The 25,797-nt window shown below is 66.7% G+C and carries 29 protein-coding genes and 1 tRNA gene; 15 read left to right on the top strand and 15 right to left on the bottom strand.

Going from position 1 to position 25,797, the window contains the following annotated elements; all coding sequences use genetic code 11:
* Positions 1–197 precede the first annotated feature (197 nt).
* The 5 genes from XINFAN_RS16110 to XINFAN_RS16090 all read left to right on the top strand — a co-directional run bounded on the left by XINFAN_RS16110 (position 198) and on the right by XINFAN_RS16090 (position 2,791).
* Complete coding sequence (locus tag XINFAN_RS16110) at positions 198–554, top strand: AtpZ/AtpI family protein (RefSeq protein ID WP_124087889.1); 357 nt, start codon at positions 198–200, stop codon at positions 552–554.
* Positions 555–595: 41 nt separating this feature from the next.
* The gene (locus XINFAN_RS16105) at positions 596–1,306 is read left to right on the top strand and encodes a F0F1 ATP synthase subunit A (protein ID WP_124087893.1); all 711 of its coding nucleotides are present in this window, start codon (positions 596–598) and stop codon (positions 1,304–1,306) included.
* Positions 1,307–1,354: 48 nt separating this feature from the next.
* Complete coding sequence (locus tag XINFAN_RS16100) at positions 1,355–1,591, top strand: F0F1 ATP synthase subunit C (RefSeq protein ID WP_076532236.1); 237 nt, start codon at positions 1,355–1,357, stop codon at positions 1,589–1,591.
* An 86-nt stretch (positions 1,592–1,677) separates the two neighbouring features.
* Positions 1,678–2,229, top strand: a complete 552-nt coding sequence (locus XINFAN_RS16095) for a F0F1 ATP synthase subunit B' (RefSeq protein ID WP_124087888.1) — start codon at positions 1,678–1,680, stop codon at positions 2,227–2,229.
* A gap of 4 nt (positions 2,230–2,233) precedes the next feature.
* A complete protein-coding gene (locus tag XINFAN_RS16090) occupies positions 2,234–2,791 on the top strand; it encodes a F0F1 ATP synthase subunit B (RefSeq protein ID WP_124087887.1) in 558 nt (185 codons plus the stop codon).
* A 613-nt stretch (positions 2,792–3,404) separates the two neighbouring features.
* On the opposite strand, the gene XINFAN_RS22005 is transcribed toward XINFAN_RS16090, so the two are convergent.
* Entirely contained in the window at positions 3,405–3,680 is a 276-nt protein-coding gene (locus tag XINFAN_RS22005) for an LLM class flavin-dependent oxidoreductase (RefSeq protein WP_199286442.1), read from the bottom strand.
* Between the two features lie 508 nt (positions 3,681–4,188).
* Between XINFAN_RS22005 and XINFAN_RS16080 the strand changes: the two genes are divergently transcribed.
* Positions 4,189–4,374, top strand: a complete 186-nt coding sequence (locus tag XINFAN_RS16080) for a hypothetical protein (RefSeq protein WP_124087886.1) — start codon at positions 4,189–4,191, stop codon at positions 4,372–4,374.
* Between the two features lie 190 nt (positions 4,375–4,564).
* Here XINFAN_RS16080 and XINFAN_RS21810 read toward each other — a convergent pair whose 3' ends face one another.
* The 5 genes from XINFAN_RS21810 to purB form a co-directional block, all read right to left on the bottom strand.
* Complete coding sequence (locus tag XINFAN_RS21810; protein ID WP_160144643.1) at positions 4,565–4,798, bottom strand: hypothetical protein; 234 nt, start codon at positions 4,796–4,798, stop codon at positions 4,565–4,567.
* Positions 4,799–4,850: 52 nt separating this feature from the next.
* Positions 4,851–5,135, bottom strand: a complete 285-nt coding sequence (locus XINFAN_RS16075) for a hypothetical protein (RefSeq protein ID WP_124087885.1) — start codon at positions 5,133–5,135, stop codon at positions 4,851–4,853.
* A gap of 1,216 nt (positions 5,136–6,351) precedes the next feature.
* Positions 6,352–7,431 (bottom strand): flagellar motor switch protein FliG, encoded by a 1,080-nt coding sequence (locus XINFAN_RS16070; protein WP_124087884.1) that lies wholly within the window; start codon positions 7,429–7,431, stop codon positions 6,352–6,354.
* Between the two features lie 88 nt (positions 7,432–7,519).
* On the bottom strand, positions 7,520–7,696 hold the full coding sequence (locus XINFAN_RS21805) for a hypothetical protein (RefSeq protein ID WP_160144642.1): 177 nt from the start codon (positions 7,694–7,696) through the stop codon (positions 7,520–7,522).
* 98 nt (positions 7,697–7,794) lie between these two features.
* Positions 7,795–9,099 carry an adenylosuccinate lyase gene (purB, locus tag XINFAN_RS16065; RefSeq protein WP_124087883.1) on the bottom strand — a complete coding sequence of 435 codons (1,305 nt, stop codon included), beginning with the start codon at positions 9,097–9,099 and terminating at the stop codon, positions 7,795–7,797.
* An 84-nt stretch (positions 9,100–9,183) separates the two neighbouring features.
* On the opposite strand from purB, the gene XINFAN_RS16060 reads away from it, so the two are divergent.
* Together XINFAN_RS16060 and XINFAN_RS16055 are read left to right on the top strand one after the other, a co-directional pair.
* Positions 9,184–9,513: a hypothetical protein gene (locus XINFAN_RS16060; RefSeq protein ID WP_124087882.1), complete on the top strand. Its 330-nt coding sequence runs from the start codon at positions 9,184–9,186 to the stop codon at positions 9,511–9,513.
* A 199-nt stretch (positions 9,514–9,712) separates the two neighbouring features.
* Positions 9,713–10,450 carry a TetR/AcrR family transcriptional regulator gene (locus XINFAN_RS16055; RefSeq protein WP_160144641.1) on the top strand — a complete coding sequence of 246 codons (738 nt, stop codon included), beginning with the start codon at positions 9,713–9,715 and terminating at the stop codon, positions 10,448–10,450.
* 263 nt (positions 10,451–10,713) lie between these two features.
* Here the strand turns inward: XINFAN_RS16055 and XINFAN_RS16050 are convergent, their stop codons facing one another.
* The 3 genes from XINFAN_RS16050 to XINFAN_RS16040 all read right to left on the bottom strand — a co-directional run bounded on the left by XINFAN_RS16050 (position 10,714) and on the right by XINFAN_RS16040 (position 14,108).
* Complete coding sequence (locus XINFAN_RS16050) at positions 10,714–11,496, bottom strand: heme-dependent oxidative N-demethylase family protein (RefSeq protein WP_124087880.1); 783 nt, start codon at positions 11,494–11,496, stop codon at positions 10,714–10,716.
* Between the two features lie 777 nt (positions 11,497–12,273).
* Complete coding sequence (gene glnA / locus XINFAN_RS16045; RefSeq protein WP_124087879.1) at positions 12,274–13,683, bottom strand: type I glutamate--ammonia ligase; 1,410 nt, start codon at positions 13,681–13,683, stop codon at positions 12,274–12,276.
* An 86-nt stretch (positions 13,684–13,769) separates the two neighbouring features.
* Positions 13,770–14,108 carry a P-II family nitrogen regulator gene (locus XINFAN_RS16040; RefSeq protein ID WP_124087878.1) on the bottom strand — a complete coding sequence of 113 codons (339 nt, stop codon included), beginning with the start codon at positions 14,106–14,108 and terminating at the stop codon, positions 13,770–13,772.
* 168 nt (positions 14,109–14,276) lie between these two features.
* On the opposite strand from XINFAN_RS16040, the gene XINFAN_RS16035 reads away from it, so the two are divergent.
* On the top strand, positions 14,277–15,911 hold the full coding sequence (locus XINFAN_RS16035; RefSeq protein WP_124087877.1) for an NAD(P)H-hydrate dehydratase: 1,635 nt from the start codon (positions 14,277–14,279) through the stop codon (positions 15,909–15,911).
* Positions 15,912–15,977: 66 nt separating this feature from the next.
* Here the strand turns inward: XINFAN_RS16035 and XINFAN_RS16030 are convergent, their stop codons facing one another.
* Positions 15,978–16,451 carry a Hint domain-containing protein gene (locus XINFAN_RS16030; RefSeq protein ID WP_124087876.1) on the bottom strand — a complete coding sequence of 158 codons (474 nt, stop codon included), beginning with the start codon at positions 16,449–16,451 and terminating at the stop codon, positions 15,978–15,980.
* Positions 16,452–16,713: 262 nt separating this feature from the next.
* On the opposite strand from XINFAN_RS16030, the gene XINFAN_RS16025 reads away from it, so the two are divergent.
* Positions 16,714–16,798 (top strand) — tRNA-Leu (locus XINFAN_RS16025).
* Positions 16,799–16,822: 24 nt separating this feature from the next.
* Positions 16,823–18,157 carry a trigger factor gene (gene tig, locus XINFAN_RS16020; RefSeq protein WP_124087875.1) on the top strand — a complete coding sequence of 445 codons (1,335 nt, stop codon included), beginning with the start codon at positions 16,823–16,825 and terminating at the stop codon, positions 18,155–18,157.
* A gap of 91 nt (positions 18,158–18,248) precedes the next feature.
* On the opposite strand, the gene XINFAN_RS16015 is transcribed toward tig, so the two are convergent.
* The 4 genes from XINFAN_RS16015 to rpsF form a co-directional block, all read right to left on the bottom strand.
* Positions 18,249–19,217 carry a DMT family transporter gene (locus XINFAN_RS16015; protein ID WP_160144640.1) on the bottom strand — a complete coding sequence of 323 codons (969 nt, stop codon included), beginning with the start codon at positions 19,215–19,217 and terminating at the stop codon, positions 18,249–18,251.
* Between the two features lie 521 nt (positions 19,218–19,738).
* Entirely contained in the window at positions 19,739–20,308 is a 570-nt protein-coding gene (gene rplI / locus XINFAN_RS16010; RefSeq protein ID WP_124087873.1) for a 50S ribosomal protein L9, read from the bottom strand.
* A gap of 13 nt (positions 20,309–20,321) precedes the next feature.
* Positions 20,322–20,549 (bottom strand): 30S ribosomal protein S18, encoded by a 228-nt coding sequence (gene rpsR, locus XINFAN_RS16005; RefSeq protein WP_011747229.1) that lies wholly within the window; start codon positions 20,547–20,549, stop codon positions 20,322–20,324.
* 28 nt (positions 20,550–20,577) lie between these two features.
* Positions 20,578–20,979, bottom strand: a complete 402-nt coding sequence (gene rpsF, locus XINFAN_RS16000; RefSeq protein WP_124087872.1) for a 30S ribosomal protein S6 — start codon at positions 20,977–20,979, stop codon at positions 20,578–20,580.
* Positions 20,980–21,263: 284 nt separating this feature from the next.
* Here rpsF and XINFAN_RS15995 point away from each other — a divergent pair, with 284 nt between their 5' ends.
* Entirely contained in the window at positions 21,264–21,842 is a 579-nt protein-coding gene (locus XINFAN_RS15995; protein WP_199286441.1) for a YceI family protein, read from the top strand.
* Between the two features lie 301 nt (positions 21,843–22,143).
* On the opposite strand, the gene XINFAN_RS15990 is transcribed toward XINFAN_RS15995, so the two are convergent.
* Positions 22,144–23,340 carry a cytochrome b/b6 domain-containing protein gene (locus tag XINFAN_RS15990; RefSeq protein WP_124087871.1) on the bottom strand — a complete coding sequence of 399 codons (1,197 nt, stop codon included), beginning with the start codon at positions 23,338–23,340 and terminating at the stop codon, positions 22,144–22,146.
* A 144-nt stretch (positions 23,341–23,484) separates the two neighbouring features.
* Between XINFAN_RS15990 and fabD the strand changes: the two genes are divergently transcribed.
* The 3 genes from fabD (at position 23,485) to XINFAN_RS15975 (ending at position 25,675) form a co-directional block, all read left to right on the top strand.
* Positions 23,485–24,417, top strand: coding sequence for an ACP S-malonyltransferase (gene fabD, locus XINFAN_RS15985; RefSeq protein WP_124087870.1), 933 nt, complete (start codon positions 23,485–23,487; stop codon positions 24,415–24,417).
* A gap of 59 nt (positions 24,418–24,476) precedes the next feature.
* Positions 24,477–25,214 carry a 3-oxoacyl-[acyl-carrier-protein] reductase gene (fabG, locus tag XINFAN_RS15980; RefSeq protein WP_124087869.1) on the top strand — a complete coding sequence of 246 codons (738 nt, stop codon included), beginning with the start codon at positions 24,477–24,479 and terminating at the stop codon, positions 25,212–25,214.
* A gap of 227 nt (positions 25,215–25,441) precedes the next feature.
* Positions 25,442–25,675: an acyl carrier protein gene (locus tag XINFAN_RS15975; RefSeq protein ID WP_124087868.1), complete on the top strand. Its 234-nt coding sequence runs from the start codon at positions 25,442–25,444 to the stop codon at positions 25,673–25,675.
* Positions 25,676–25,797 lie beyond the last annotated feature (122 nt).

The following is a 25,797-nucleotide window of genomic DNA, read 5'->3' as shown; positions in this document are numbered from 1 at the left end:
GCGTCAATCGGCTTCGGGGGTGATAATCAACCTCTGCGTTGAATATGCGAGGGGGCGTTCCGGCGGCCGCGCGCTGGTGGTGGCCGCTGCGGGATGAAAATAATCGTTTTTGTTTTCAATGTGATGCGGAAAGTAACGACAGGTTGACTCATCCGGCCGCGCCGCATAGAACCGCCCCGAACGTCATGGGGAGCTGGATGGCTTCGGAACCCGATCCCGAGAGGCTGCGCGCGCTGGAAGACCGGCTCGAAAGTCTGAGGGCGAAACCGAAAGCCGAACGCACATCCGTGGCGAAAGGGCTCTCGCAGGGCGAGATGGCCTGGAGGATGGTGATCGAACTGGCAACCGGCATCGTGGTCGGCACCGCCATCGGTTACGGGCTGGACAAGCTTTTGGGCACGCTGCCCGTCCTTCTGGTGATCTTCTCGCTTCTGGGCTTTGCCGCCGGGGTGCGCACCATGATGGGCACCGCGCGCGAGATGGCCGAAAAACGCGCCGCGCAGGCCGCGGCTGAGGACAAGGCGGCAGGCGCCGCAACGGACGAAGGAAACTGATCGTGGCGACTGAAGGCGGAAGCGGTTTCTCCATCCATCCGATGGACCAGTTCATCGTGAAGCCCCTGTTCGGCGACGGGCCGGTCCAGTGGTATACGCCGACCAACGTGACTCTGTGGATGGGGATCGCGATCCTGTGCATCTTCGGGCTCTTCGTGCTGGCCACCCGCCACCGCGGCATCATCCCGACCCGGCTGCAATCCGTCGCCGAAGTGTTCTACGGCTTCATCCACAACATGGTCGAAGAGGTCGCAGGCCATGAGGGCGTGAAATACTTCCCCCATGTGATGACGTTGTTCCTGTTCATCCTCTTGTCAAACCTGCTCGGCCTTCTGCCGATGAGCTTCACCACCACCTCGCATATCGCGGTGACGGCGGTGTTGGCGGTTCTTGTGTTCCTTGGCGTCACGCTGATCGGCATCGCCCGCAAGGGGCTGGGCTTCTTCGCGATGTTCTGGGTCTCGTCGGCGCCTCTGGCGCTGCGCCCGGTGCTGGCGGTGATCGAGGTCATCTCTTACATGATGCGGCCGGTCTCGCATTCGATCCGTCTTGCCGGCAACCTGATGGCGGGCCATGCGGTGCTGAAGGTCTTCGCCGGTTTCGCCTCGATGGCCGTGGTCGCCCCGGTCGCGATCGGCGCCGCCACCGCGATCTACGCGCTGGAACTGCTCGTCGCGGTGGTCCAGGCCTATGTTTTCACCATTCTGACCTGCGTCTATCTGAAAGACGCGGTGGGCGACGCCCACCACTGACGGTCCGAACCTAAATCTCTGCCAATTCCAGATACAGGAGTATACGACATGGAAGGCGAACTCGCTCTGCTCGGCAAATACATCGGTGCTGGCCTCGCGGCCTTCGGTCTCGGTGGCGCCGGCATCGGTGTGGGCAACATCGCAGGCAACTTCCTTGCCGGCGCGCTGCGCAACCCCTCGGCCGCCGCTGGCCAGACCGCGACCCTCTTCGTCGGCATCGCTTTCGCCGAAGCTCTCGGGATCTTCTCGTTCCTGATCGCGCTTCTGCTGATGTTCGCCGTCTGATTCGGCTTCTGACGTACTAGTGGAGGCGGCGCGGGCCGGAGACGGCCGGCGCCCTTCCGGTTCAGAAGGGTCCGACGGAGGGCAAGATGGCAACGGAAACCCACGGCGTCAACTGGCATGCCGAATGCCTGTATGACGCAGGCGGCGCCAAAGGCATGCCGCAGCTCTGCACCGACTGGATGCCGAACCAGGTGTTCTGGCTTCTCGTCGCGCTGGTCGTGCTGTTCCTGATCCTGTCGCGGGTCGCTCTGCCGCGGATCGGCGCGGTGCTGGCGGAACGCAAAGGAACGATCACCAACGATCTCGCCGCCGCCGAAGAGCTGAAGCTCAGGGCGCAGGAGGCGGAAAAGGCCTATAACGAGGCGCTGGCCACGGCCCGCACCGAGGCCGCGAAGATCATCGCCGCGGCGAAGGCCGAGATCCGTAAGGATCTGGACGAGGCGACCGCAAAGGCCGATGTGGAAATCGCGGCGCGCGTCGCGCAATCCGAGGCCAGCATCGCCGAAATCCGCGCCGGCGCGGAAGAGGCCATTGCCGTCGTGGCGAAGGATACCGCGAAGGAACTGGTCGCCCATCTGGGCGGCGCGGCCGATGCGCGGGCGATCACCACCGCGATCAATGCGCGGCTGAAAGGGTAAGTCGATGAAAAAACTTATCATCTCTGCCGTTACGCTGAGCGCGAGCCCGGCTTTTGCAGCCTCCGGCCCGTTCTTCTCGCTGCGCAACACCGACTTCATCGTCGTTCTGGCCTTCCTCGTCTTCGTCGGCATCCTGCTTTACGCAAAGGTCCCGGCGAAACTGGCGGGGCTGCTCGACCGCCGGGCGGCCGCGATCAGGGCCGAACTCGACGAGGCCCGCGCCCTGCGCGAAGAGGCGAAGACCATCCTCGCGTCTTACGAGCGCAAGCAGAAGGAAGTGCTGGAGCAATCGGACCGCATCATCGCTTCGGCGAAGGATGAGGCCCGGGCGGCTGCGGCTCTGGCGAAGGAAGACCTCGGACGTGCCATCGAGCGCCGGGTGAAGGCCGCCGAAGAGCAGATCGCTCTGGCCGAGACCACCGCTCTGCGCCAGGTGCGCGAGCGGGCGGTGGCGGTCGCTGTGGCGGCCGCGGGCGATGTGCTGGCGAAACAGAGCACCGCTGAATGGACCGCCGCCTCGATCGACGAGGCGATCGACCAGGTCGGTGCGAAACTGCACTGAAGCGATTGAAGACAAAACAAAAGGCCCCGGAGCGATCCGGGGCCTTTTGCTTTGATCGCGTGTCCATAGGGATTTATCCCCCGTTTATCAGGGCTGCTGCGATGCAGATCATCGCCTGGAAGCTTCGATCAGTTTTGCAGGCCCGCATTGTGATACGCCTGAACTGAACGGTCTGACCGCAATCTGTCTGGCTCTGACGTGCAGAGCTTGCAGATATATTCGCAGGGGTTGAGGTCATTCGGCATCTCAGGCCTGCGGGCAAAGTTTCAGGCTGCGATGAGGGCGGCCGGATGCGGGCGCAACCGACTGCGGCTATTGTGATGGAAGCGCTTGCCGGTGGCCTCGCCGATGGTGCGGTTCATGGGGAAATTCCAGCCGCTGCTGGCGCCGATGCAGCGCCGGGGGGCAGGTGCGGGATCCTGGGTTGCAAGGCGCTAAGGCCGTCGTCCGGCGGCCGTGTGGCGCCGGCGGGCGGGGATCAGATCCGCGACCGATACCCGCTTGCGCCGCTTCGCCACGGTCCTGGGGGTGACGCCCGGCTCCCGGCCTGCGTGGTCGAGGCGATTCCGCGGCAGCGGTCCCGCGAGCAGCGGCACGGATGTGACGCCAACCGTCAGGAACCCGTTCGTTGCCGCGTAATGCCGTCATGGCCGGGGAACAGGCCGCCGGCCGCGAATTCGGTGGCGTTGCTCCCCGCCACCACGTTCAGCAAAAGCCGCCCGCCTGGCGCCTGACCGAGCGTTGCCGCCTGGCGCGCGGAAGCGGTCGGCCCCTTGATCGGGATATGCAGGGCGAGCGAGAGTTTGATCCGCGGCGTCCCGGTGAGCAGGCTGGCTGCGGTGCCCCGGGGACTCTGGCAACTCGCTCCGGTGCGAATCCAGCCCGTCATGGCCGGGCCGGTCGGCGGTGACGGCGATCTGGCGGGTATCGCCGTTGTCCGGCGCCCGCCCAAAGTCGGGGCGCCCCGGATGGCGCGTGCCCCCCGAAGTGGGCAGGAGCCGGAAGAACTCCGGCGAGGAAAGGGGTTGCGGGGCGATCTTCCCGGTCATGGCGCTTTCGTCCCGGACAGGGCGGAGCGGCTTTCATACCGGCTTATGGTGTTGTGATTCATCGCGCCTGCCGGGCGGCCAGGGCCATTCCGGACCCCGAGACCCAGGGTAAGGGCCTTCCGCCCCCTGCCGCTTTCGGAGAAGATCCCTCCCCGGCCCGGGCGCGGCGAAGGATCCTTCTGCCGCGCGGGCGGCGGGCGGAAGATCCGGCCTCCGGCGCGGGGCTGCGACAAAACGCCGGTTCCAAACTGCATGCCGGGGCCGGGAAACAGGGCGCCAAGCCGGATTTCCGCGTTATACTCCGGCCTGTGCCAGCCACATTCCATGCAACTCACGGAGGAACAGGATATGCGCGTCACTGGCGAACGAGGCCTGCCTGCCGAGGCTCGCGCCCACCCCGCCGCCGGGCTTTCCGAGGCCGCGGAAGAGGCCCGCGACCGGCAGGAGGACGAGATGCGCCGTCATCTCTACCGCGCGGCCAGCATCGGCGTCGACCGGCTCTACACTCCGCTGCCGTGGCTGATCCAGGAGTGATCCGGCATCGCGGCGCGCGTGGGGGCTTTGTGCTTTGGCCCCGGCTGCGTGTTTTCTGACCGGTCGCCTCCGGCCGCTGTCGGAAGCCTCCGGCGGGGATATTTGAAGACAGAAAATGTCAGGGCCGTGAGGTTCTGACGGGCGGTGGTGGGTGGCCGCGGACAGGGATATCCGGTGCAGGATGAATGTCTCACAAGGCAGGTAAGGGAGCGGCCCCCCGTGCCGGCAATGGGGGGGCGATGCGTTCGCGGTGTTCGGCGGCGATGTTTCGTCTTTCGGCAGCGTTCTGATCCGGCGTTGGTGCGGGATCATCGCTGCGATGCGCTGGCGCCTCGTCGATGGCGTCGGCCGTGGTCCGCGTGCTCTGCCTGATCTGCAAGATCTTGCGGCTCCGGGCATCGCGCGCAGCGAAGGGCTCGGCCATCCAAAGCCCTCGGTGTCGCAGGCGAGGCTGCGTGCAATTGCCCCCGGAAAGTTCAATGGGACAGTGGTTCCAGCCCTGCGAGATGCAGGAATTTCCGCACCTTTTCGCGCCGCACGCTCGCGGGCAGGCCCATTTTCTTCAGTCTGAGTTTGATGTGGCGGATCGTCATGTGCCTGAGTGGCAGCGCATATTGCTGGAGCACGGGCACCCAATCGGGCGAGGGGCTGGTGACCGGCACCGGGCAAGCGACATGAACCTGCACGGCGCCTGTCACACAGCTCGACTTTGACGTGGCAACGCGTTGCGGCAGGTGTGCCATCGTCTTCCTGTCAGCCATAGCACGCGCCGCCACCCTTCTGTTCCGGCTTTGAATGGCAGTGGGGTTGCGGTCTGGAGGCTGGAGATGCATCGCAATCCGATGCGAAGGGCGCGCCATCGGCTTCGCCTCAGCGCGCACTCGCCGCTATCATCATGGTTGTGGCGGGAGCCCAAGTGATGTGTGCAGCCAGAGAGTTTACCGCCGATCATCGCGATCGGCGCCGAGGGGCTGTGCGCATCGCCGGGAATACGCTGCGTGATCGGAGCGGCATTCCCGTCGCTCGGTGGAATGGAGTGGCGGAGGCAGCGTGGGCGGTGTTTTCTGTCCGAAGGGGAAAACGCCGCGTTGGCCGAAGAGGGTGGTGTCAGCAGAATCGGTTTGCCGGGGCGTCGGAGAGCCAGATCTGCGGGATTGAGCGTCAGCCCGCGCCCGAAAGACCGGGCTGCTTGTGCGGCTGGCGTGGGAGCGGGCGATTTCCAGTGAAGGCGGTGGCCGAAACCCGGATGTTGTCCGGCCGAACTGGACGGCCGGCTACAGCGCCGCGCCGCAGGTATCGCACGGCCTGGGGGGCGCAGATCATGGTGCCTGTCATCGCGCGGTCGACCTGCGGCGGCGGGATCCGCACGATCCCGAACCGGCCGCTGCGCTCAGGGGGGCCTGTGTGTCTCGGGCGTGTCTGTCGGATCAGGAAGGTCCACAATCTTCCTGTATTCGCGGCGGCAGGGTCATCCGCCCGAAGCTGCGCGGATGCCCGGACGGCTGGCGCATCCCGGCCCGCAGCGACGAGGGCGTTTGCGGCACTTTGGTCGCCGATTCTCACCATCACTGGTGTGGGGTGGTCAACGCCCGAGGCGGGAGTCCGGACATCGCCGGGGATCTTTCGATATGAGTCCCCATCCGCCACGGAGGGTCGGGCCACATCCTTGCAGAAGTTGGGCTTGCTTTCCGCGCGGGCTGCATCCGACCGGGAGTCTGGTCCGTCTGTGACCGACAGCGAAGAGGTCCGCTTCGGTTGCCGCCCCGGGATTTCCGATCCGCGCCGGAATTGACCCGTTGCGGCAAGCCCGTTCTCGGGGGCGGCGGAGCCCCGGCATGCGGGTCCCCGGGAAGGGTTCGTGGCCTACGGGCCGGGGCCCGCCGCTTCTGGCTGCGCGGCAGCGGTGGGACGGTTGCGGCGGTCTTCGTCCGGGGAGTTGCGGTGCAGACGGCGGACCGGGCGGAGGATATGTCAGTTTTACCCCGCCTCCTCGGGCAGGAGCATCACCAGTTCGCCCTGCGCCTCCAGTTGCCGGGCCGCGGCGACGATCATGCTCATCGCCGCCTCGCCATCCTTCTCCTTCACCTTTTCCAGCGCCGCCGCCTCTTCGCGGATGTTCTGCGCCATGCGCTGCGAGATGCAGGCGAGGATGAACTCGGACGCCGCCTCCAGCTCGGGCCTGCCGCGGCTGTAAGCGACCGCCTGGACGAGGCTGGGCTGATCGACCAGCCGCACCACCTTGGGCACATCGCGGCCCGAGACGCGGGCGGGGAAATGCGCATAGGTGAAGATGGTGCGGCGCACCTCTTCGGCGAAACCGGCGTCCTCGGCCTCCAGCCCGCGCAGCACCTCTTCGCGCGTTGCGGCGGGCGAGACGTTGAGGATCGCGCCCACCCGCTCGACCGGGCCGCGCTCGAACGCCTTCGCGGGCTGCGCGTCGATCTGGGCGAGGATGGCGAGGCCGATGCGGCGCACGGTTTCCGGGTCGGTATTGCCGGTCTGCGAGACGGCGAAGGCGATGCGGCGCGCCCGCTCGCCCGGCAGTTTGCCGAGGAATTCCGCGGCCCTGGCCACCGGCAGCTTCGACAGGATAACCGCGGCGACCTCGACCGCCTCGCTTTCCAGCACCGGCATCAGCCGCTCGGGCGGAAGCGTCGTCAGCCGCTCCCACGGATCGCCGCGCGAGCCGACGCCGACCTTGCGCCGCAGCCGGCTGGCGGCGGATTGCGAGATATGGCCGTCCATCGCCGAAAGCGCGCCCTCCAGCCCGCCGGGAAAGGCAAGGCCGACCGATTCCAGTTCGGCGATGAATTCATCGACCACCTGATCGAGCGTCTCGCGGTCGACCAGCCGCATATGGCCCATCTGCTCGGCCAGCGCCGACTGCATATGGTCGGGCAGTTGCGCGATCGGCAGGGCGGCGCCCTGGGCCAGCAGATACCGCACCATCACCGCCGCCTTTTCGCGCGGGGTCAGCATCCGGCGCACACCGCCGGGCGCGGCGGCAACCATCCTTTGCGCCGGCGCGATCCGCGCCAGCGGCAAGCTCTGAGCCATGGGAATCTCCGACTTCTGCCTCTCGCGCCAGTCTGGGCGCATCCGGGTTAACCGGAGCTTTCCGCGCGCGGGCAGAAGCGAAAAAATCTCAGCTCGTCGGTTTCGCCACGCAGCGGCCCTGGCCTGCATCCCAGACCGAGCCCTCGGCGCAGGCCGAGGCCGAAGTGCCCTTGCCGAACTGGCAATCGCGGGCCGGGGCGGCGGTGGCCCCGAGCATCAGGGGAAGCACGGCGAGAAGCGTTGCCATGCGCAAACGATCCGTCATCTTTCGTCCTCCTGTTCCGGCCTGAACGGCCGAAACAAGGGTCTCATGATTTCCCTCTGCGGCCCAGGGTTTTCTGCCCGGGCCGGAGAATGCCGCGCTCAGGCGCCGAACACGCGGGCGAAGATCGTGTCGACGTGTTTGGTATGGTAGCCGAGGTCGAATTTCTCCTCGATCTCGGCGGGGGACAGGGCTTTCGTCACCTCGGGGTCGGAAAGCAGCTCGGTCTTGAAATCCGCGCCCTGTTCCCAGACCTTCATCGCGTTCCGTTGCACGAGGCGATAGGAATCCTCGCGCGACACTCCGGCCTGGGTCAGCGCCAGCAGCACGCGCTGGCTCATCACCAGGCCTTTGAACTTGTTCATGTTCTTCAGCATGTTCTCGGGGTAGACCACCAGTTTCTCGACCACGCTCGCCAGCCGGTGCAGCGCGAAATCCAGCGTCACGGTGGCATCGGGGCCGATGGCGCGCTCCACGCTCGAATGCGAGATGTCGCGCTCATGCCAGAGCGCCACGTTTTCCAGCGCCGGCACCACCGCCATCCGCACGAGGCGCGCAAGGCCGGTCAGGTTCTCGGTCAGCACCGGGTTCCTTTTATGCGGCATCGCCGACGAGCCCTTCTGGCCGGGCGAGAAATATTCCTCGGCCTCCAGCACCTCGGTGCGCTGCATGTGGCGGATCTCGATGGCGATGTTCTCGATCGAGGAGGCGATCACGCCGAGCGTGGCGAAGAACATCGCGTGACGGTCGCGCGGGATCACCTGGGTCGAGATCGGCTCCGGCACCAGACCGAGTTTCTCGCAGACATATTCCTCGACCCGCGGGTCGATATTGGCGAAGGTGCCGACCGCGCCCGAGATCGCGCCGGTGCGGATTTCCTCGCGCGCGGCGATCAGGCGGGCGCGGCCGCGTGCCATCTCGGCGTAGAAGCGGGCGAAGGTCAGGCCCATGGTGGTCGGCTCGGCGTGGATACCGTGCGAGCGGCCGATCCGCACCGTATCCTTATGCTCATACGCGCGGGCCTTCAGGGCGGCCAGCACCCGGTCCATCGCGGCGAGCAGCAGGTCCGAGGCGCGCACCAGCTGGATGTTCAGCGTGGTGTCGAGCACGTCCGAGGAGGTCATGCCCTGGTGGACGAAACGCGCCTCGTCATTGCCGATGATCTCGGCCAGATGGGTGAGGAAGGCGATCACGTCATGTTTGGTCACCGCCTCGATCTCGTCGATCCGGGCCACGTCGAAGCTCGCGTCCTTCGCCTTCCAGACGGCGGCCGCGTTCTCCTTCGGGATCACGCCGAGATCGGCCTGGGCGTCGCAGGCATGGGCCTCGATCTCATACCAGATGCGGAAGCGGGTCTCGGGCGACCAGATCGAAACCATTTCCGGGCGGGAATAACGCGGGATCATCACGGACCTCTGACTGGCGGCGGGGATGGGGTTCCCTTAAAGACCGGGCGGCGAAGGTGCAAGCGGTCGGGCAAGGAGAGAGCGATGCGGAAACTGGCGATGCTTCTGGCGGTTCTCGCGCTGCCCGCGCTGGCGGGCGAGGCCTGGCACGGCCTGTCCGACGAGGCGATCGCCCCCGCGCTGGCGGCGCGCAGCATGGCTTTTCCGGACGGCACGACCTGGGGCTTCTTTGCCGACGGCCGGGTGCTGGAGGGCGGAGTCTGGGGCCGCTGGCAGGTCGGCGATGAGACTTTGTGCCTGATCTGGCCCGGCGCCGAGGCGCGCTGCTACACGCTGGAGGCCAGCGGCATCGACCTGCGCTTCACGCCGCTGAAGGGCGGCACGGCGCTGGTCGCGCGCTACAGCGATCTCTGATCCTGCGTGCCTCCGGGGCTCGCAGCCGCCTTCCGGGCGGATGCGACGAGGGTTGCGTCGACAGATAAGAACGAGGGCGGCGCGGGCCTGCTCCGGGCCGGAAATCCGTCGCAACCGCTGGCCGGGCCGGGTTTCGGCAGGGGTTTCTTAACCATCCGGCGGCAATCTGGCCGAAGCGGATGGCGAAAGGATGATGCCCGTGACGATTCTGATGCTCAGGCCCGAGGACCGGATCGACTGCTCTGCACCGCTGGTCGCGCAAGGGGCCGCAGCAGTGCCGGAGGCGGCGGGCGTAGCGGGGGCCGAGCCTGCGGCTGAGATCATGGCGGCTGGCGGGGCCGATCTTTCGCCTGCGGTAACCTCTGGCTGTGACCGCGCAGACTGGATCGTCGCGGGGTTCGACCTTCTGGCCGAAGAAGGCTGGTCGGCGCTGTCCCCCGCCCGGATCGCGGCGCGCCTTAGTGGGTCGGAAGCAGGTTTCTTCCTTTATTTCAGTGATCTGGACGAGCTTCTTCAGGCCATGTTCGATCTGTGGGAGCGGCTGGCGCTCGGCCCCCTGGCGGCCGAACTGCCCACTCTCCCGCCGGACGGTTCCTCCTCTGCCACGCGCGAGGCGGCGCGCGCCCGTCTGGCCGAACTGGCCGATGAGGGGGAAGGCGCCCCCGCCGCCGCCATCGAGACCGCCCTGCGCGAGCGGGCGGCAAGCGATCCGCGCGCCCGCGCCGCGGTGGAGCGCGTGGACCGTCACCGCCTTGGCGGCCTTTCGGCCTTGTTGCAGGCTGCGGGGCTGTCCGAGCCGCAGGCGCGGCAGCGCGCCGAGGTTTTCTACGCCGCGCGGATCGGCCTCGACTATCTGCACGGAACCACCGGCCTTGCCCCCGCCGCGCCGATGCGCGCCCTGGCGGCGGCGGTCCTTGGTCTGCGCAAGGCGGGCTGAAACGGGCGGCGAGGCCGCCGGGCGGCGGGCGCGGCAGAGGCCGACGGTTCCCTCCGCACGTCTGAGCCATGACCGCTGAACGTGACGCGAGCTTTCCGCCGGTTCCCACCCTCCGCGTGGCACGCGGCATGGCGACGCCGAGTGGCTGAGGTATGCTGCGCCCTGTTCGCCTGGGGTTCCGTGGTCAGATCGCCGGAGACACCGTGCATCGCCCGCTTGCGCCGCTCAACCGGGGCCTGCCCGGTGCAGGTGGCGGCCGGGGCTCAGACGGCGGCGCGGAGCGCGGCGTATTCCTCGTCACTCAGGCTGTCGGGCTGCACCAGCCAGGTGTGGATCGAGAACACCACCGCCCGGCTGATGGGCAGGCGCAACAGGCTCTGCTTCTCGCAGCGCACGAAGCAATGCGCTTCGGGGCGCGGGCGGTGTTCGCCCTCCAGCCGCGGCTGATGCAGTTCGGGATCGTCATAGGTCAGCCAGTTCATCCGCCACAGCGGCTGTTCCGGGCGGATCGCGTCGAACAGCCGCTGCACGCCCCGCGCAAGCCTGTCGTCATAGGGCGGCACCGGCTCGTGAATCGCCAGCAGCGAGCGGCCGATCTTCTGCGACAGCGTCCAGCTTGCCGGAAAGCACAGAATCGCGCCGGTCAGCCGGTGGCCCTGGTCCGACGGCTCCAGCAGGCAGAGGTCCTCCTGCACCAGCCGCCCCAGGGTGATCAGCGGGCGCGCGGGATCGAGGGGAACCGCGACGCCATCGGGGCGGATCGCCGTGCCATCCGCAAAGCGGTAGCCGGGATCCTGCGCCAGACGCTCCAGCACCATGCCGTAAAGCTCGGCGGCGGTCGCATGCGCTTCGGGCAGAAGGGCGTGAACCCGGTCTTGCGCACCGAGGATAAGCGCATCGCGCCGCGCCATCTGGCCCGCGAAAGCGTCGTCGCGGCAGAGCCAGCTGCCATCGGTCAGCGGCAGGATTCCCGGCAGCCGCGCGGTGCGCGGGTCCATCCAGGGCAGAAAGGGCAGGCGGGATTGCAGGATGGGCTCGGCTGTCATGGCGTCAGACCTTAGCCGCAGGATATGAGGCCGGAAAGCCCCGGACGCGAAGCGGAGACGGGATTTCCTGCCGCCGGATTCGGCCTGTCGTCAGCGATGCGGGCGCCACAGGACAGAGATCGCGGCGGCGGGCAGGCGTTTCGTGGATCTGCCGGCCAGGCTGTCTGCCGCGCGCGATCACGGGGGCATCGCGCCGCCGCGCCCGGCGCCCAGGCCGGATATGATCCGCAGGCGCCCGACTGCATCCGGTGGGCGGGCGTTCTGCGGCACCCGGCAGGTGTCAGAAGGCCCGGACCGAGGCCTGTGGTCCGCGGCTTGCGGAAACCGGATGAAGCCGCGACCCTCCGCCGGCCTGAGCCGAAGCAGGTGCTGCTGCGGTCAGGATCGGGCAGCCTCGCATCCGCATGACGCGACCTCTGGCACCGCCCTGAGTTTCAGCGCGCAACGGTGCCCGGCGCATGACACCGAATGCACCGGGCGCGGCCTGGCCGAAACCGGGGTGCGGCGTGTCCCGGCATATTTCAGCCCGTGCCACATCCTGTGTGCGCCTTGAGGATAGGGGGCGCAGAGCCGATGCGCCGGGCCGATCCTTGTGGCATCCGCCCGCCGCCTGGGGCTGGGGTTGACCAGCCTCCGGATGGTTCATGGTGATCAGCGGCGAAACGGATCCCCGCCGCCGCCGCGATTTTTAACGGAGCGGAGGGCGGCCTCATTCCAGCGCGCGGCAAAGGAAAAGGGCGGCCGCGGGGCCGCCCTTCTGTCGTGCTCAGCCCGGTCTCAGACCGAGTAATACATCGCATATTCCACCGGATGGGGGGTATGCTCGTAGGCATAGACCTCTTCCCATTTCAGCGCGATGTAGGATTCCAGCTGTTCGCGGGTGAACACGTCGCCGGCGAGCAGGAAGTCCATGTCCTTCTCCAGCTCTTCCAGCGCCTCGCGAAGCGAGCCGCAGACGGTCGGGATCTGTGCCAGTTCTTCGGGCGGCAGGTCGTAGAGATCCTTGTCCGAGGCCGGGCCGGGGTCGATCTTGTTGCGGATGCCGTCGATCCCCGCCATCAGAAGGGCCGCGAAGCACAGATAGGGGTTGGCCGAAGGATCGGGGAAACGGGCTTCCACGCGCTTGGCTTTCGGCGATTCGGTCCACGGAATACGCACGCAGCCCGAGCGGTTGCGGGCGGAGTAAGCCCGCAGAACCGGAGCCTCGAACCCGGGGATCAGACGCTTGTAGCTGTTGGTCGAAGGGTTGGTCAGCGCGTTCAGCGCCTTGGCATGCTTCAGGATGCCGCCGATGAACCACAGGGCTTCCTGGCTGAGGTCGGCGTATTTGTCGCCCGAGAACAGCGGCTTGCCGCCCTTCCAGATCGACATGTTGACGTGCATCCCCGAGCCGTTGTCGCCCTTCATGGGCTTGGGCATGAAGGTCACGGTCTTGCCGTAAGCATGGGCCACATTGTGGATCACATACTTGTATTTCTGCATATTGTCGGCCTGCTCGACCAGCCCGCCGAAGATCATGCCCAGCTCGTGCTGGCAGGTCGCGACTTCGTGGTGGTGCTTGTCGACCTTGATCCCCATCCGCTTCATGGTGGAGAGCATCTCGCCGCGCAGATCCTGGGCCTCGTCGATCGGGTTGACCGGGAAATAGCCGCCCTTATGGGCCGCGCGATGGGCGAGGTTGCCGCCTTCGTATTCGGTGTCGGTGTTCCAGGCCGCCGCATCGGCGTCGATCTGGTAAGCCACTTTCGCCGGAGTGACCGAATAGCGCACGTCGTCGAAGATGAAGAATTCGGCTTCGGGGCCGAAATAGGCGGTGTCGCCCACGCCCGAGGCTTTCAGATAGGCCTCGGCCTTGGTGGCGGTCTGGCGCGGGCAGCGGTCATAGGCCTCGCCGGTGTCGGGCTCGACCACGTTGCAATGCAGGCAGAGGGTCTTTTCCGCATAGAACGGGTCGATATAGGCCGAGGAGGCATCGGCCACCAGCTTCATGTCGGACTGGTCGATCGACTTCCAGCCGGCGATCGACGAGCCGTCGAACATGAAGCCTTCCTCGAACCAGTCCTCGTCGACCAGATCGGCCACCAGCGTCACATGCTGGAGCTTGCCTTTCGGGTCGGTGAACCGGACATCGACATATTCGATCTCTTCGTCCTTGATCAGTTTCAGAGCTTTCGCAACCGCGCTCATCTGACTGCCTTTCGTTCAGGGGTTAAACATCGTGAGGGGCCGGGAACCCGGAGGCCCCGGTGAATTCCGGCATGCGGGAGAGGTGGTCAGATCGCGTCGTCGCCGGTCTCGCCGGTGCGGATGCGGATCGCCTGTTCCACCGGGCTGACGAAGATCTTGCCGTCGCCGATCTTGTCGGTGCGCGCCGCCGAGATGATCGCCTCGACCGCGGCCTCGACCATATCGTCGGTCAGCACGACCTCGATCTTCACCTTGGGCAGGAAATCGACGACATATTCCGCGCCGCGATAGAGTTCGGTATGGCCCTTCTGGCGGCCAAAGCCCTTCACTTCGGTGACCGAGAGGCCCTGGATCCCCGCTTCCTGAAGCGCTTCCTTGACCTCGTCGAGCTTGAAGGGCTTGATGATCGCCTCGATCTTCTTCATGGCCGACTCCCCCGTTGCCTGTCATGCTCCATCGACCACTTCCCCCCGGGACGGACAATGCGAGAGGCGGCGGCGGGGCGGAAATGTCGCGGAAATTGGCGGGGTATGCCTGAAATTTAGGCAAGCAGGCGCGTATTTCAGCCGTTTGCAAACAGAATGGGCGGAAAAGTGACGGAACTTCTGACCGCGGCGCAGATGCGGGCCATCGAGAAGGCGGCGATCGACAGCGGCGAGGTGACCGGGCTTGAGCTGATGGAGCGCGCCGGCCGGGGCGTGGTGGAGGCGATCTTCGCGGAATGGCCGGAGCTGGCGCGGGAGGAAGAGGCCGGGGGTTTCACCCCCGGACCCCCAGGGTATTTGGGTCAGGATGAAAGGGCTTTGCGGGCGGTTGTGCTGTGCGGGCCGGGGAACAACGGCGGCGACGGCTTTGTCGTGGCGCGGTTGTTGCGCGAGCACGGCTGGGAGGTGGAGGTGTTTCTCTACGGCGATCCCGGGCGGCTGCCGTCGGACGCGCGGGTGAATTACGAGCGGTGGTGCGGGATGGGGCAGGTCCATGCCTGGGACGATGCCCGTCAGAAAAAGCGGTTTGAGGAGGACGAACCCGATTTTCACCTCGTCATCGATGCGCTTTTCGGCACCGGCCTGTCGCGGCCGATGTCAGATGACACCGATCTCACATGGCAGGGGCTGATGCCGGGGCCGCTCTCCACCTGGGCTCATGCGCCGGGTGCGATCCGTTTCGTGGCGATCGATGTGCCCAGCGGGATGTGTGGCGACAGCGGCAAGGACATGGGGGCGATGCCCGCACATCTGACGGTGACGTTCCATCGGGCGAGGGTCGGTCACTATATGCATGAGGCCTGCGGCTCTTATGGCGGGGCGGGCGCATGTCACAAGCTGCGGGTGGTCGATATCGGATTGCCGCAGCCATCGGGTCCGGAGTTTGTGCGGATCTGCGGTGTGCCCGGCGGGCCGGTCGGAAAACACTGGTGGCAACACAAATACACCCACGGCCATTCCCTGATCCTCTCCGGCCCGCCGGGGCACGGCGGCGCGGCGCGGCTGTCGGCGCGCGGGGCGCTCAGGATCGGGGCAGGACTGGTGACTTTGGGCTGCCCGCCGGCGGCTGTGGCCGAGAATGCGGCGCGGCTCGATGCGGTGATGCTGCGGGAGGTGGCGGATGCCGGGGCGCTGGCCGCGGTGCTGGAGGACAGGCGGATCAATGCGCTTTGTCTCGGGCCGGGGCTGGGGATTAGCGATGAGACCCGCGCGCTGACAGCGCAAGGGTTGAAGAGCGGCCGGGCCGCCGTGCTGGACGCCGATGCGCTGACGCTGATCGCGGGCGATGCCGCGCTGTTCGCGGCGCTGCATGAGGGCTGCGTCCTGACACCCCATGGCGGCGAGTTCGCGCGGCTGTTTCCCGATCTCGCGGAGAAGCTGGCCGCGCCTGCCAGCAAAGGCCCGGCTTACTCCAAAGTGGATGCCGCGCGCGAGGCGGCGGCGCGGGCGGGCGCGGTGGTGCTGTTCAAAGGGCCGGATACGGTGATCGCCGGTCCTTCGGGACGCTGCGCGGTCAATGCCGCGGTTTACGAGCGGGCGGCGCCCTGGCTCGCCACGGCGGGGGCGGGGGATGTGCTGGCGGGGTTCATCGCGGGGCTGCTGGCGCGAGGGTTTTCGGCGTTCGATGCCGCCTGCACCGGGGCCTGGCTGCATGTGGAATGCGCGCGGTCGTTCGGGCCGGGGCTGATCGCCGAGGATCTGCCAGAGGAATTGCCGAAAGTGTTTCGCAGCATGGGGCTGTGAAAGCCGCCCCGTCAGGCAGCCAAATTCGTTCGAACGAATTTGCAAATTTCTTCGAAGAAATTTGTCTCAGGCCGGGACGGTCGCGCTTTCGCAGGCCAGTTCCAGCCCGCCGGCATAGATCACCTCGTCGCGCCCGAAATGCAGCGTGAAGAGCCGCAACTCTGCAACCGTCTCCTGGCGGATGTATTCGCCGTCGGCGAGCCGCGCGGCCTCGACCAGAGCGGTCTCGCTGCCGTAGAGCGCTTTTGCCCGCCAGTCGCGCAGCAGCACCTTCTGCGAGGGCGCGAGAAAGACATCGCTCTCGGGCCGGTCGTGGCCCAGAGCCGAGGCGCTGACCCGGATCATCGCGGCGTCGCGCAGCACCTGCACGCTGATCGCTTTCAGCACCCGCGCGCCGTTCCTTGTGATCACCCGGTCGCCGAGGGCGAGGAACTGCACCGGCAGTTCTCCGTCGAGCGTCAGGACCGGGGTGCCCACGGTGATCCCCGCCGGGCGGAGGGCGCCGGGAATATCGCTCTGGGTCGTGGTTTGCGGGGTCATTGCCCTGTCCTTCATGCCCGTGATGTCCTGCCTTTTTCTTTTTGCGGCAGACTATGGCAGGATTGTGCCCGCCGCACGCTCATTTCCGGGCAGAGCACCGTGGTCTTTCGCCGTTTGTGGCGCGAATGCGGCAGTGTTTTTCCTCTCGCATCCTGCTTGTGGCTTTGTTAGAAGGACGCGGATTTTCCGGGGATGTTGCGGGGACCGGCCCTTCTGATCGGGGCTCTGGTCCCCGTTTCGCATCCTTGTGGAACGGGAATGTGCGGGTGTGGCGGAATTGGCAGACGCACCGGATTTAGGTTCCGGCGCCTTACGGCGTGGGGGTTCAAGTCCCTTCACCCGCACCATATGAGGATTGGGAAGGACTAGAGATGCAGGTCACCGAGACCCTGAAAGACGGCCTCAAGCGCGGCTATACCATCACGGTGACCGCCGCCGAGCTGGACGCCAAAGTCCAGGAGAAACTGGTCGAGGCGCAGCCCGATGTCGAGATCAAGGGCTTCCGCAAGGGCAAGGTGCCGCTGGCGATCCTGAAAAAGCAGTTCGGCCAGCGCCTGCTTGGCGATGCGATGCAGGATGCGATCGACGGCGCCATGAAGGACCATTTCGAGAAATCCGGCGAGCGTCCGGCGCTTCAGCCCGAAGTGAAGATGTCCGGCGGCGAGGACTGGCAGGAAGGCCAGGATGTCGTGGTCGAGATGTCCTATGAGGCGCTGCCCGAGATCCCGGAACTGGATGCGTCGAAGGTCAAACTCGAAAAGCTGGTCGTCAAGGCCGCCGAGGCCGATGTCGACGAGGCGCTGAAGAACCTCGCCGAGAACGCGAAGAGTTTCGAGGACCGCAAGAAGGGCTCGAAGGCGAAGGACGGCGATCAGGTCGTGATCGACTTCGAGGGCTTCGTCGATGGCGAGGCCTTCGAGGGCGGCAAGGGCGAGGGCTATCCGCTGGTTCTGGGCTCGAACAGCTTCATCCCCGGTTTCGAGGATCAGCTGGTCGGCGCGAAAGCCGAGGACGAGATCGAGGTGAAGGTCGCCTTCCCCGAGAACTACGGTGCGGCGCATCTGGCGGGCAAGGATGCCGTGTTCAAATGCAAGGTCCATGCGGTCAAGGCGCCGAAGGCCGCCGAGGTCGATGACGAGCTGGCGAAGAAATTCGGCGCCGAGGATCTCGCCGCGCTGAAGACCCAGATCTCGGGCCGGCTGGAGGCCGAATTCGGCGGTGCCGCGCGGGCGGTGCTCAAGCGCGGGCTGCTCGATCAGCTCGATGCCCTGGTCTCGTTCGAACTGCCGTCGAAACTGGTCGAGGCCGAGGCCAGCCAGATCGCGCATCAGCTGTGGCATGAAGAGCATCCCGAAGAGCATGGCCACAACCACGGCCAGATCGAGGCGACCGACGAGCACAGGAAACTGGCCGAGCGCCGGGTCCGTCTGGGTCTGTTGCTGGCCGAGGTCGGCCGCAAGGCTGAGGTCACCGTCACCGATGCCGAGATGACCCAGGCCGTGATCCAGACCGCCCGCCAGTATCCGGGCCAGGAGCGCGCCTATTTCGAATTCGTGCAGAAGAACCCGCAGATCCAGCAGCAGCTGCGCGCGCCGATCTTCGAGGACAAGGTGGTCGATCACATCACCGGCCTCGCCGAAGTGACCGAGAAGGAAGTCTCGAAGGACGATCTTCAGAAGGCGGTCGAGGCGCTGGACGAACTCTGATCCCCGCCAAAGGGAACCGGCAGGGGCCGCATCTTCGGATGCGGCCCTTTGCTTTTGCGGCGGCCCTGTTCCTGGCTCTGGCCCGGGCCTCTCAGGGGCAGTCGGGGCAGGGGTGCGGCTGGTTACGGGGCACCGCCGCGGGGGCGGGCCGCGTGCCCTGGCGGATCACCACCATCCCGGCGGCGACGATGACGGCGATGCCGCCCCAGGCCATGGCATCGGGCAGGTCGCGCCAGATCAGGAACCCCCACAAGAGCCCCCAGAAGATCGCGGCATATTCGAAAGGCGCCACCAGCGACGAGGGGGCGATGCGGTAGGCCTGGGTCAGCAGCGTCAGCGCCGCCGCGGCGATCACGCCGCAGGCCGCCATCAGCGCCAGATCGCGCCAGGGCGGCGTCACCCAGCCCCGGGTCAGGAAGGCAAGCGTCGCATCGCCTTCGGTCGCGCGGCTGCCGTCGCCATACCACAAGGCCAGCGCCAGCGCGCAGACCAGAAAGCAGATGTTGCTCCAGAACGCCATGGCGGCGGCGCTCTCGGTGCGCCCGAGCGGGCGCGCGGCGATCATCGACAAGGCATAGGTCAGCGCGCCCGCCACCGGCAGGATGCCGGCCCAGCCGAGGCCCTCGCCGCCGGGCTGCACGATCATCAGCACGCCGCCGAAGCCGGTGGCCACCGCCAGCGCCGCGACCGGCGGGATCCGCTCGCGCAGCAGCACCGCCGAGGCGATGGTGATGAACAAAGGCGCGGTGAAGAACAGCGCGATGGTGGTGGCCAGCGGCAGCGAGGCCAGCGCCAGATAATAGAAGGTGTAGGACGCGAAGTTGAGCACCCCGCGCAGCGTCATCTTCCACCAGCCCGGGGTGGTGATGGTCGACAGCCTGCCATCGAAGATCCGCACGATCGCCAGCAGGAACGGCAGCGCGACAAGGCTGCGCACCATCATCGCCTGGTGCAGCGGGTAATCGCCCGAGATCAGCTTCAGGATCAGATCCTGGACGGAAAAGATCGCAAGGCCCGCAAGCAGGCAGAGGATGCCGGAGAAAGAGGATGAGGCGCGCATGGCGCCGATCCTGACGCAGCCGCGCGCAGGTTCTGATCTGCCCGCGACATGATTTGTCGCTATCCGGGTGGCGCAGCAGATGGCGGAGCGGTGGAACGGCGGAAATCCGCCAGGCTGGACGGCGGGCAGAGATCCGGGCATCTCTGCCCGCCTTGGCCGCGAACCGGGCTGATTTCGCCCGGTATGCCGCCTTTCCTCAAAGGCGGGCGGGGGCGGCTTCCGGCCTGGCCGGATGCGGCCGGATCGAAGGTGGCCGCTCGGGGGAGAGGAAGGCCCGCGATCCCGGCAGCGCTGCATGCCTCTGATTGGGGGCGGTTCGATTCGGGGCCGTGGAGAGGACGGCCGGATGCGATGATTGCGCAGGCCCGTTGGTCCCGGAGGCAGGGGGATAATGCCTGGCCCGGGCCTCGCTCCTGGTCGGGCGGGAGGATCATCCGTGCCCCGGATGGCCGGGGCGCGGGCAGACGGCATGAAAAAGCCGCGCCCGGTTGGGCGCGGCCTGATCTTGCGCTAAGGGCGGCTTATTCGTCCGAAGCGGCGGCGCCGACTTCGTCGAACAGTTCCGCGATCTCGAACTCGGCCTGGGCTTCGGCTTCGGCCGCCAGTTCCTGGATCGACTTGCCCGAGGCCTGAAGCGCGGCTTCCTCGACCGAACGCGCCACGTTGACCGAGACGCTGACCGTGACTTCCGGGTGCAGCACCACGTTCACCTTGTGCAGGCCCAGATCCTTGATCGGCTTGTCCTGCACGACCTGGTTGCGGCCGAGGGTGAAGCCGGCGGCGGTCGCCGCCTCGGAGACGTCGCGGCCGGTGACCGAACCGTAGAGCGCGCCCGATTCGGAAGCCGAACGGATCACGATGAAGACCTGGCCGTCGAGTTTGGCGCCGACGGCTTCGGCCTCTTTCCGGGTTTCGAGGTTGTCGGCCTCAAGCTGGGCCTTGCGGGTCTCGAATCCCTTGATGTTTTCTTCCGAGGCGCGCAGTGCCTTGCCCTGGGGCAGCAGGAAGTTGCGGGCATAGCCCGGCTTGACGTTGACGACTTCGCCCATCTGGCCGAGCTTCGCCACACGCTGGAGCAGGATCACTTGCATTGTTTCAGGCCCCTCACTTCACGGCATAGGGCAAAAGCGCGAGGAAACGCGCGCGCTTGATGGCCCGGGCCAGTTCACGCTGCTTCTTCGCCGAGACGGCGGTGATGCGCGACGGAACGATCTTGCCGCGTTCCGAGATGTAGCGCTGAAGCAGACGGGTGTCTTTGTAGTCGATGGCCGGCGCGTTGTCGCCCGAGAAGGGGCAAACCTTGCGGCGGCGGAAAAACGGTTTGTTCGCCATGGTTTATGAACCTTTCCTCAGCCTGTGATCAGCGACGTTCGCGGCGTTCGAAGCCACGGTCGCCATCGCGGTCGCGGTCGCCGCGCTCGCCGCGGCCTTCACGCTCGTCGCGCTTCTGCATCTGCACCGAGGGGCCCTCGGCATGCTTCTCGACCTTGACGGTCAGAACGCGCATCACGTCGTCGTGCAGGCGCATCAGGCGTTCCATCTCCTGCACGGCACCCGCCGGGGCGTCGGATTTCAGGAGGGCGAAATGGCCCTTGCGGTTCTTGTTGATCTTGTAGGCCATCGTCTTGACGCCCCAGTATTCGTTTTCAACGACCTTGCCGCCGTTGTCCGCGAGAACCGTGGAGAAATGTTCGATGAGACCTTCGGCCTGCGCGTTGGAAAGATCCTGGCGCGAGATGAAGACATGCTCGTAAAGCGGCATGAGGCTTCCTTGCTTTTCAGGGGCGGCTTCAAAGAACGGGCAAGAGCCTTTCCGCGCCCGTCCACGAGAGGCATCGCCGGTTCATGGGTAAATCGGAAAGGATGCGGCCTTATACACGCGGCGGACCCGGTTGCAAGCGCGAAGGGGGCGGGGGCGCGATCACGCCGGCTGGCGCAGTTGTGACTGTTCAAAGGCGCAGGGATCCTGTTCGATCATGCCGGATTGTGCAGATGCAGCATGACCGGCAGTCTTTGCGCCATATTTTTACCGATCAGGAGACAGGTATGAACCGCCCGCTTTGCCTTGCTTTCGCAGCCTTCGCGCTCGGCGCCGCGCCCGCCATGGCCGAGGCCGAGAAATACGCGCTGGACGCGAGCCACAGCCAGATTCTGTTCAGCTACAACCATCTCGGCTATTCCACCAACTGGGGCCTGTTCTCGGGCTTCAACGGCGAGATCCAGTTCGATGCCGAAAATCCGGCGGAATCCTCGGTCACGGTTTCGTTCCCGGCCGATACGATGCTGACCGGATGGGAAGCGCGGCTCCAGCATTTCATGTCGCCCGATTTCTTCGACCCGGCGAAGGATCAGACCGTCAGCTTCACCTCGACCGCGATCGAGGTGACCGGCGAGAACACCGCGAAGATCACCGGCGATCTGACGCTGAACGGGGTGACGAAGCCCGTCGTGCTGGACACCACGCTGAACCAGGCGGGCGAGCATCCGATGGAGAAGAAACCCTGGCTCGGCTTTACCGCGACCACCACGCTGGTGCGCTCGGAGTTCGGCCTCGGCAATTTCGCGCCCTTCATCAGCGACGAAGTGCCGGTGACGATCAATATCGAGGCGGCCAAAGCGGAGTGATCCACCGCCCGCTCATCTGACCAAAGGCCGCCGGCGCGATCCGGCGGCCTTTTCATTTGTCGGATGCGGCCGGATCTGCCGACCCCTCCTGCGGCGTGATCGCCCCCGATTTGCGGCGGGGGGCCGTGCCTTGGGGCACGGCTGCCTCCGGCGGGGATATTTAAGGACAGAAAATGATCCTGTCCCTGCCTGCCTCATTTTCTGTCTGAAAATATCCCGGGGGGAGTCCCTGAAAGGGACGGGGGGCTGGCCCCCCTCTTTGCGCGCTCTGCCACAAGGCGCGCGCGCCGGCCGGAGAGGCTCAGTCCCGGCGGCGCGCGGTCAGTTCCGCCGTGACCACGACCGAAAACCCGACCTGGGACTCGTCAGTATAGTTCGCGCCGATGCCGAAGTCGCGGCGGTCGAGCGTGGTCTCGCCGCGCATGATCGCGGTGTCGCCGCTGATTTCCAGCGTGAAGGGCAGGGTGACGGGGCGCTCGGCGCCGCGCAGGCTCAGGGTGCCGGTGGCGGCCCAGGCTTCGCCTTCGGGGCGGATCCTGGCGGTGAAGAGCGCCATCGGATGGTTCGTCGTATCGAAGAAATCGGCGCCTTTGGCCTGGTCGGTGACGGCGCCGAGGCCGAGGCTGGTGGTGTCGATCGTCACTCTGACCGAGCCGTTGCTGCCATCGGCGTCCGGGGTCTCGTCGAAGCTGATCTCTGCGCTCCAGTCGGGGAAATGGCCCGCGACCGCGCTGCCCATCTGGCGGACGGTGAAACTGAGGCTGCCCTCTTCCACCTGCCAGTTGCCGGCGGGGGCAGAGGCGGCGGCGGTTTTGGTGGCCTCGGGCGCTTCGGGTCGGGCGATGCCCCAGGCGCCCAGCCCGGCGAGGGCCCAGACCGCGACGGCCGCCAGCATCGGCGCGCGACTTTTGTGCGGGCGGCCCCCGGCTTGCGAGGGGGTGCCGCGGGTCATCCGCGCCAGCGTCTCGTCGCGGTCGATGAAGACGTGTTTCAGCGCGCCCACGACATGCAGCACGAGGCTTGCAAGCAGCAGTTTGGTGAAGAGGCCATGCGCGGTGGCGGCGGCTTCCGCGAGGCTTTCGGATTTCGGCACGAAGGGCAGGCCCTGCCCCAGGGGCCAGAGGATCGGCGCGAAACCGTCCACCGCGGCGTGATGGATCCAGCCCGAGAGCGGCACCGCGACCAGAGATATATAGAGCGCCCAGTGCACCGCCTCGGCGGCGAAGGTCTCCAGCCGCCGCTCGGGATGCAGGGGGGCGGGCCGGGTTTCGGTCAGCGCCCAGAGGATGCGCGCGAGCGCCACGAAGAACACCAGCGTGCCCAGCGTCTTGTGGATGGAAAACGCCTGCGCCTTGCGGGCGAGCTCTTCCGGGGTGGCCCAGGGCAGGCTTTCGGCGAACATGCCGAGCGGAAAGACGGTCAGGATCAGAAGCGCGGTCAGCCAGTGGAACATGCGGCTGACGGCGCCGTAGCTGGCCTCGGTGTTGCGGGCGGGCATGGGGGACTCCGGTCTGGTTTGGACGCAGATTAGCAGGCCGGGCGCCCGGCGTAATCCCGGCCGGGGGCACAGGCTCTGTGCGCGGCCGCATTGCGGCAGCCCGCGGCAGCGGGTATTGCGGGGGAAAGCAATGGAGGATGAGGCATGAGCCGCGCATTCGTATTCCCCGGCCAGGGCGCGCAGACCATCGGGATGGGCAAGGATCTGGCCGAAGCCTGGCCGGTGGCGAAGGCGGTGTTCGACGAGGTGGACGAGGCGCTCGGCGAAAAGCTCTCGAAGCTGATATGGGAGGGCGACATCGCGGAGCTGACGCTGACGCAGAACGCGCAGCCGGCGCTGATGGCGACCTCGATCGCGGCGGTGCGGGTGCTGGAGGCCGAGGGTTTCCCGCTGAAAGGCACCGCGGATTTCGTGGCGGGCCATTCGCTTGGCGAATATTCGGCGCTTTGTGCGGCGGGCAGCCTCGGTCTTTCGGATACGGCGCGGCTGCTCAGGGTGCGCGGCCAGGCGATGCAGGAGGCGGTGCCGGTCGGCGTGGGCGCGATGGCGGCGCTGCTCGGCCTCGATTTCGAGACGGCGAGCGCGGTGGCGGCGGAAGCGGCCGAAGGAGAAGTCTGCCAGGCCGCGAACGACAACGATCCGGCGCAGGTGGTGGTCTCTGGCCACAAGGGCGCGGTGGAGCGGGCGGTGGAGATCGCGAAGGCGAAGGGCGCGAAACGCGCGCTGATGCTGCCGGTGAGCGCGCCGTTCCATTGCGCGCTGATGCAGCCCGCCGCGGCGCGGATGGCCGAGGCGCTGGCGGCGGTGGCGATCACCGATCCCGTGGTGCCGGTGGTGGTCAACGTGCGCGCCGAGGCGGTGACCGAGGCCGCGAAGATCGCGGGGCTGCTGGTCGCGCAGGTGACGGGCTCGGTCCGCTGGCGCGAGTCGGTCCTGTGGATGGAGCGCGCGGGCGTCGGCGAATACTGGGAAATCGGCGCGGGCAAGGCGCTTTCGGGCATGATCAAACGCATCCAGAAGGAAGCGGTGACGCGGGCTGTCGGCACGCCCGCGGATGTGGCGGCGCTGAAAGGCTGATGTTTGCGCCGGGGGACGCCCCGGGGATATTTAGTGACAGAAAATAAAGGGGTCGGGGGATGTTCGATCTTACGGGAAAGACGGCGCTGGTGACCGGCGCTTCGGGCGGAATCGGGGCCGAGATCGCCCGGGTGCTGCATGGCGCGGGGGCGGTGGTGGGGCTTTCGGGCACCCGGACAGAGCCTTTGGAGGCGCTGGCTGCGGAACTGGGCGCGCGGGCGCATGTGCTGCCGTGCAACCTCTCGGTGCCGGAGGAGGTCGAGGGGCTGGTGAAGCGGGCGGCCGAGGCGATGGGATCGGTGGATATCCTCGTCAACAACGCCGGAATCACCCGCGACGGCCTTGCCATGCGGATGTCGGACGACGACTGGCAGAGCGTGATCGACGTGAACCTCACGGCGGTGTTCCGGCTGTGCCGCGCGGCGATCCGCGGCATGATGAAGGCGCGCTACGGCCGGATCGTGAATATCTCCTCGGTGGTGGGCGCCACCGGCAATGCGGGCCAGGTGAACTACTCGGCCTCGAAAGCCGGGATGGCGGGGCTGTCGAAGTCGCTGGCCTCGGAAGTGGCGAGCCGCGGCATCACGGTGAACTGCGTGGCGCCCGGTTTCATCGAGACCGCGATGACCGGCAAGCTCAATGACGCGCAGAAGGAGGGGCTCCTGCGCGTGGTGCCGATGGGCCGGATGGGCCGTCCGGAAGAGATCGCCTCGGCGGTGCTGTATCTTGCGTCGCAGGAAGCGGGCTATGTCACCGGCGCCACGCTGCACGTCAACGGCGGCATGGCGATGCTGTGAGCTTTCGCAGCCCGCCGTCCTGCACGAAAAAAGGCGTGTTTCCCTGCGGCGCGGCGCCGCGCGGGGCTTGACCCCGGGGGCGGAAAGCATTTGCCATGGGGCGTGGCTGTGCTATAGCGCGCGCCAGAATCCGGGGAAGCCCCCGGTGCTGCCGCCGGGGGGGAGTCGTTCCCCGGCGGATAACCAGGCCGGGGGCATGACCCCGCGAACGGAGTAGAGGACGAAACATGAGCGACATCGCCGAGCGCGTGAAAAAGATCGTTGTCGAGCATCTGGGCGTTGAAGAGGACAAGGTCACCGAGACCGCCTCGTTCATCGACGATCTCGGCGCTGACTCGCTGGACACGGTCGAGCTGGTCATGGCTTTCGAGGAAGAATTCGGGATCGAGATCCCGGACGATGCCGCCGAAACCATCCAGACCTTCGGCGACGCGGTTTCCTTCATCTCGAAGGCCGCCTGACGAATTCTGTCCCGGTGGGACAACGAAAGGCTCCCTTCGGGGAGCCTTTTTCTTTGCGCGTTCTGCGCAGGGGGCCGTGCCTTGGGGCACGGCTGCCTCCGGCGGGGATATTTAAGGACAGA

It is taken from the genome of Pseudogemmobacter humi, assembly GCF_900609055.1.
GTDB lineage: Bacteria > Pseudomonadota > Alphaproteobacteria > Rhodobacterales > Rhodobacteraceae > Pseudogemmobacter > Pseudogemmobacter humi.
The sequence above is the reverse complement of the archived record's forward strand: the minus strand, read 5'-3'. Positions and strand labels throughout refer to the sequence as shown.

Excerpts from the sequence above, each read along its gene's own strand:
- XINFAN_RS16110 (WP_124087889.1), top strand. The coding sequence starts at position 198 with ATGGCTTCGGAACCCGATCCCGAGAGGCTGCGCGCGCTGGAAGACCGG.
- XINFAN_RS16105 (WP_124087893.1), top strand. The coding sequence starts at position 596 with ATGGACCAGTTCATCGTGAAGCCCCTGTTCGGCGACGGGCCGGTCCAG.
- XINFAN_RS16100 (WP_076532236.1), top strand. The coding sequence starts at position 1,355 with ATGGAAGGCGAACTCGCTCTGCTCGGCAAATACATCGGTGCTGGCCTC.
- XINFAN_RS16095 (WP_124087888.1), top strand. The coding sequence starts at position 1,678 with ATGGCAACGGAAACCCACGGCGTCAACTGGCATGCCGAATGCCTGTAT.
- XINFAN_RS16090 (WP_124087887.1), top strand. The coding sequence starts at position 2,234 with ATGAAAAAACTTATCATCTCTGCCGTTACGCTGAGCGCGAGCCCGGCT.
- XINFAN_RS22005 (WP_199286442.1), bottom strand. The coding sequence starts at position 3,680 with ATGACGGGCTGGATTCGCACCGGAGCGAGTTGCCAGAGTCCCCGGGGC.
- XINFAN_RS16080 (WP_124087886.1), top strand. The coding sequence starts at position 4,189 with ATGCGCGTCACTGGCGAACGAGGCCTGCCTGCCGAGGCTCGCGCCCAC.
- XINFAN_RS21810 (WP_160144643.1), bottom strand. The coding sequence starts at position 4,798 with ATGGCCGAGCCCTTCGCTGCGCGCGATGCCCGGAGCCGCAAGATCTTG.
- XINFAN_RS16075 (WP_124087885.1), bottom strand. The coding sequence starts at position 5,135 with ATGGCTGACAGGAAGACGATGGCACACCTGCCGCAACGCGTTGCCACG.
- XINFAN_RS16070 (WP_124087884.1), bottom strand. The coding sequence starts at position 7,431 with ATGGCTCAGAGCTTGCCGCTGGCGCGGATCGCGCCGGCGCAAAGGATG.
- XINFAN_RS21805 (WP_160144642.1), bottom strand. The coding sequence starts at position 7,696 with ATGACGGATCGTTTGCGCATGGCAACGCTTCTCGCCGTGCTTCCCCTG.
- purB (WP_124087883.1), bottom strand. The coding sequence starts at position 9,099 with ATGATCCCGCGTTATTCCCGCCCGGAAATGGTTTCGATCTGGTCGCCC.
- XINFAN_RS16060 (WP_124087882.1), top strand. The coding sequence starts at position 9,184 with ATGCGGAAACTGGCGATGCTTCTGGCGGTTCTCGCGCTGCCCGCGCTG.
- XINFAN_RS16050 (WP_124087880.1), bottom strand. The coding sequence starts at position 11,496 with ATGACAGCCGAGCCCATCCTGCAATCCCGCCTGCCCTTTCTGCCCTGG.
- glnA (WP_124087879.1), bottom strand. The coding sequence starts at position 13,683 with ATGAGCGCGGTTGCGAAAGCTCTGAAACTGATCAAGGACGAAGAGATC.
- XINFAN_RS16040 (WP_124087878.1), bottom strand. The coding sequence starts at position 14,108 with ATGAAGAAGATCGAGGCGATCATCAAGCCCTTCAAGCTCGACGAGGTC.
- XINFAN_RS16030 (WP_124087876.1), bottom strand. The coding sequence starts at position 16,451 with ATGACCCCGCAAACCACGACCCAGAGCGATATTCCCGGCGCCCTCCGC.
- tig (WP_124087875.1), top strand. The coding sequence starts at position 16,823 with ATGCAGGTCACCGAGACCCTGAAAGACGGCCTCAAGCGCGGCTATACC.
- XINFAN_RS16015 (WP_160144640.1), bottom strand. The coding sequence starts at position 19,217 with ATGCGCGCCTCATCCTCTTTCTCCGGCATCCTCTGCCTGCTTGCGGGC.
- rplI (WP_124087873.1), bottom strand. The coding sequence starts at position 20,308 with ATGCAAGTGATCCTGCTCCAGCGTGTGGCGAAGCTCGGCCAGATGGGC.
- rpsR (WP_011747229.1), bottom strand. The coding sequence starts at position 20,549 with ATGGCGAACAAACCGTTTTTCCGCCGCCGCAAGGTTTGCCCCTTCTCG.
- rpsF (WP_124087872.1), bottom strand. The coding sequence starts at position 20,979 with ATGCCGCTTTACGAGCATGTCTTCATCTCGCGCCAGGATCTTTCCAAC.
- XINFAN_RS15995 (WP_199286441.1), top strand. The coding sequence starts at position 21,264 with ATGAACCGCCCGCTTTGCCTTGCTTTCGCAGCCTTCGCGCTCGGCGCC.
- XINFAN_RS15990 (WP_124087871.1), bottom strand. The coding sequence starts at position 23,340 with ATGCCCGCCCGCAACACCGAGGCCAGCTACGGCGCCGTCAGCCGCATG.
- fabD (WP_124087870.1), top strand. The coding sequence starts at position 23,485 with ATGAGCCGCGCATTCGTATTCCCCGGCCAGGGCGCGCAGACCATCGGG.
- fabG (WP_124087869.1), top strand. The coding sequence starts at position 24,477 with ATGTTCGATCTTACGGGAAAGACGGCGCTGGTGACCGGCGCTTCGGGC.
- XINFAN_RS15975 (WP_124087868.1), top strand. The coding sequence starts at position 25,442 with ATGAGCGACATCGCCGAGCGCGTGAAAAAGATCGTTGTCGAGCATCTG.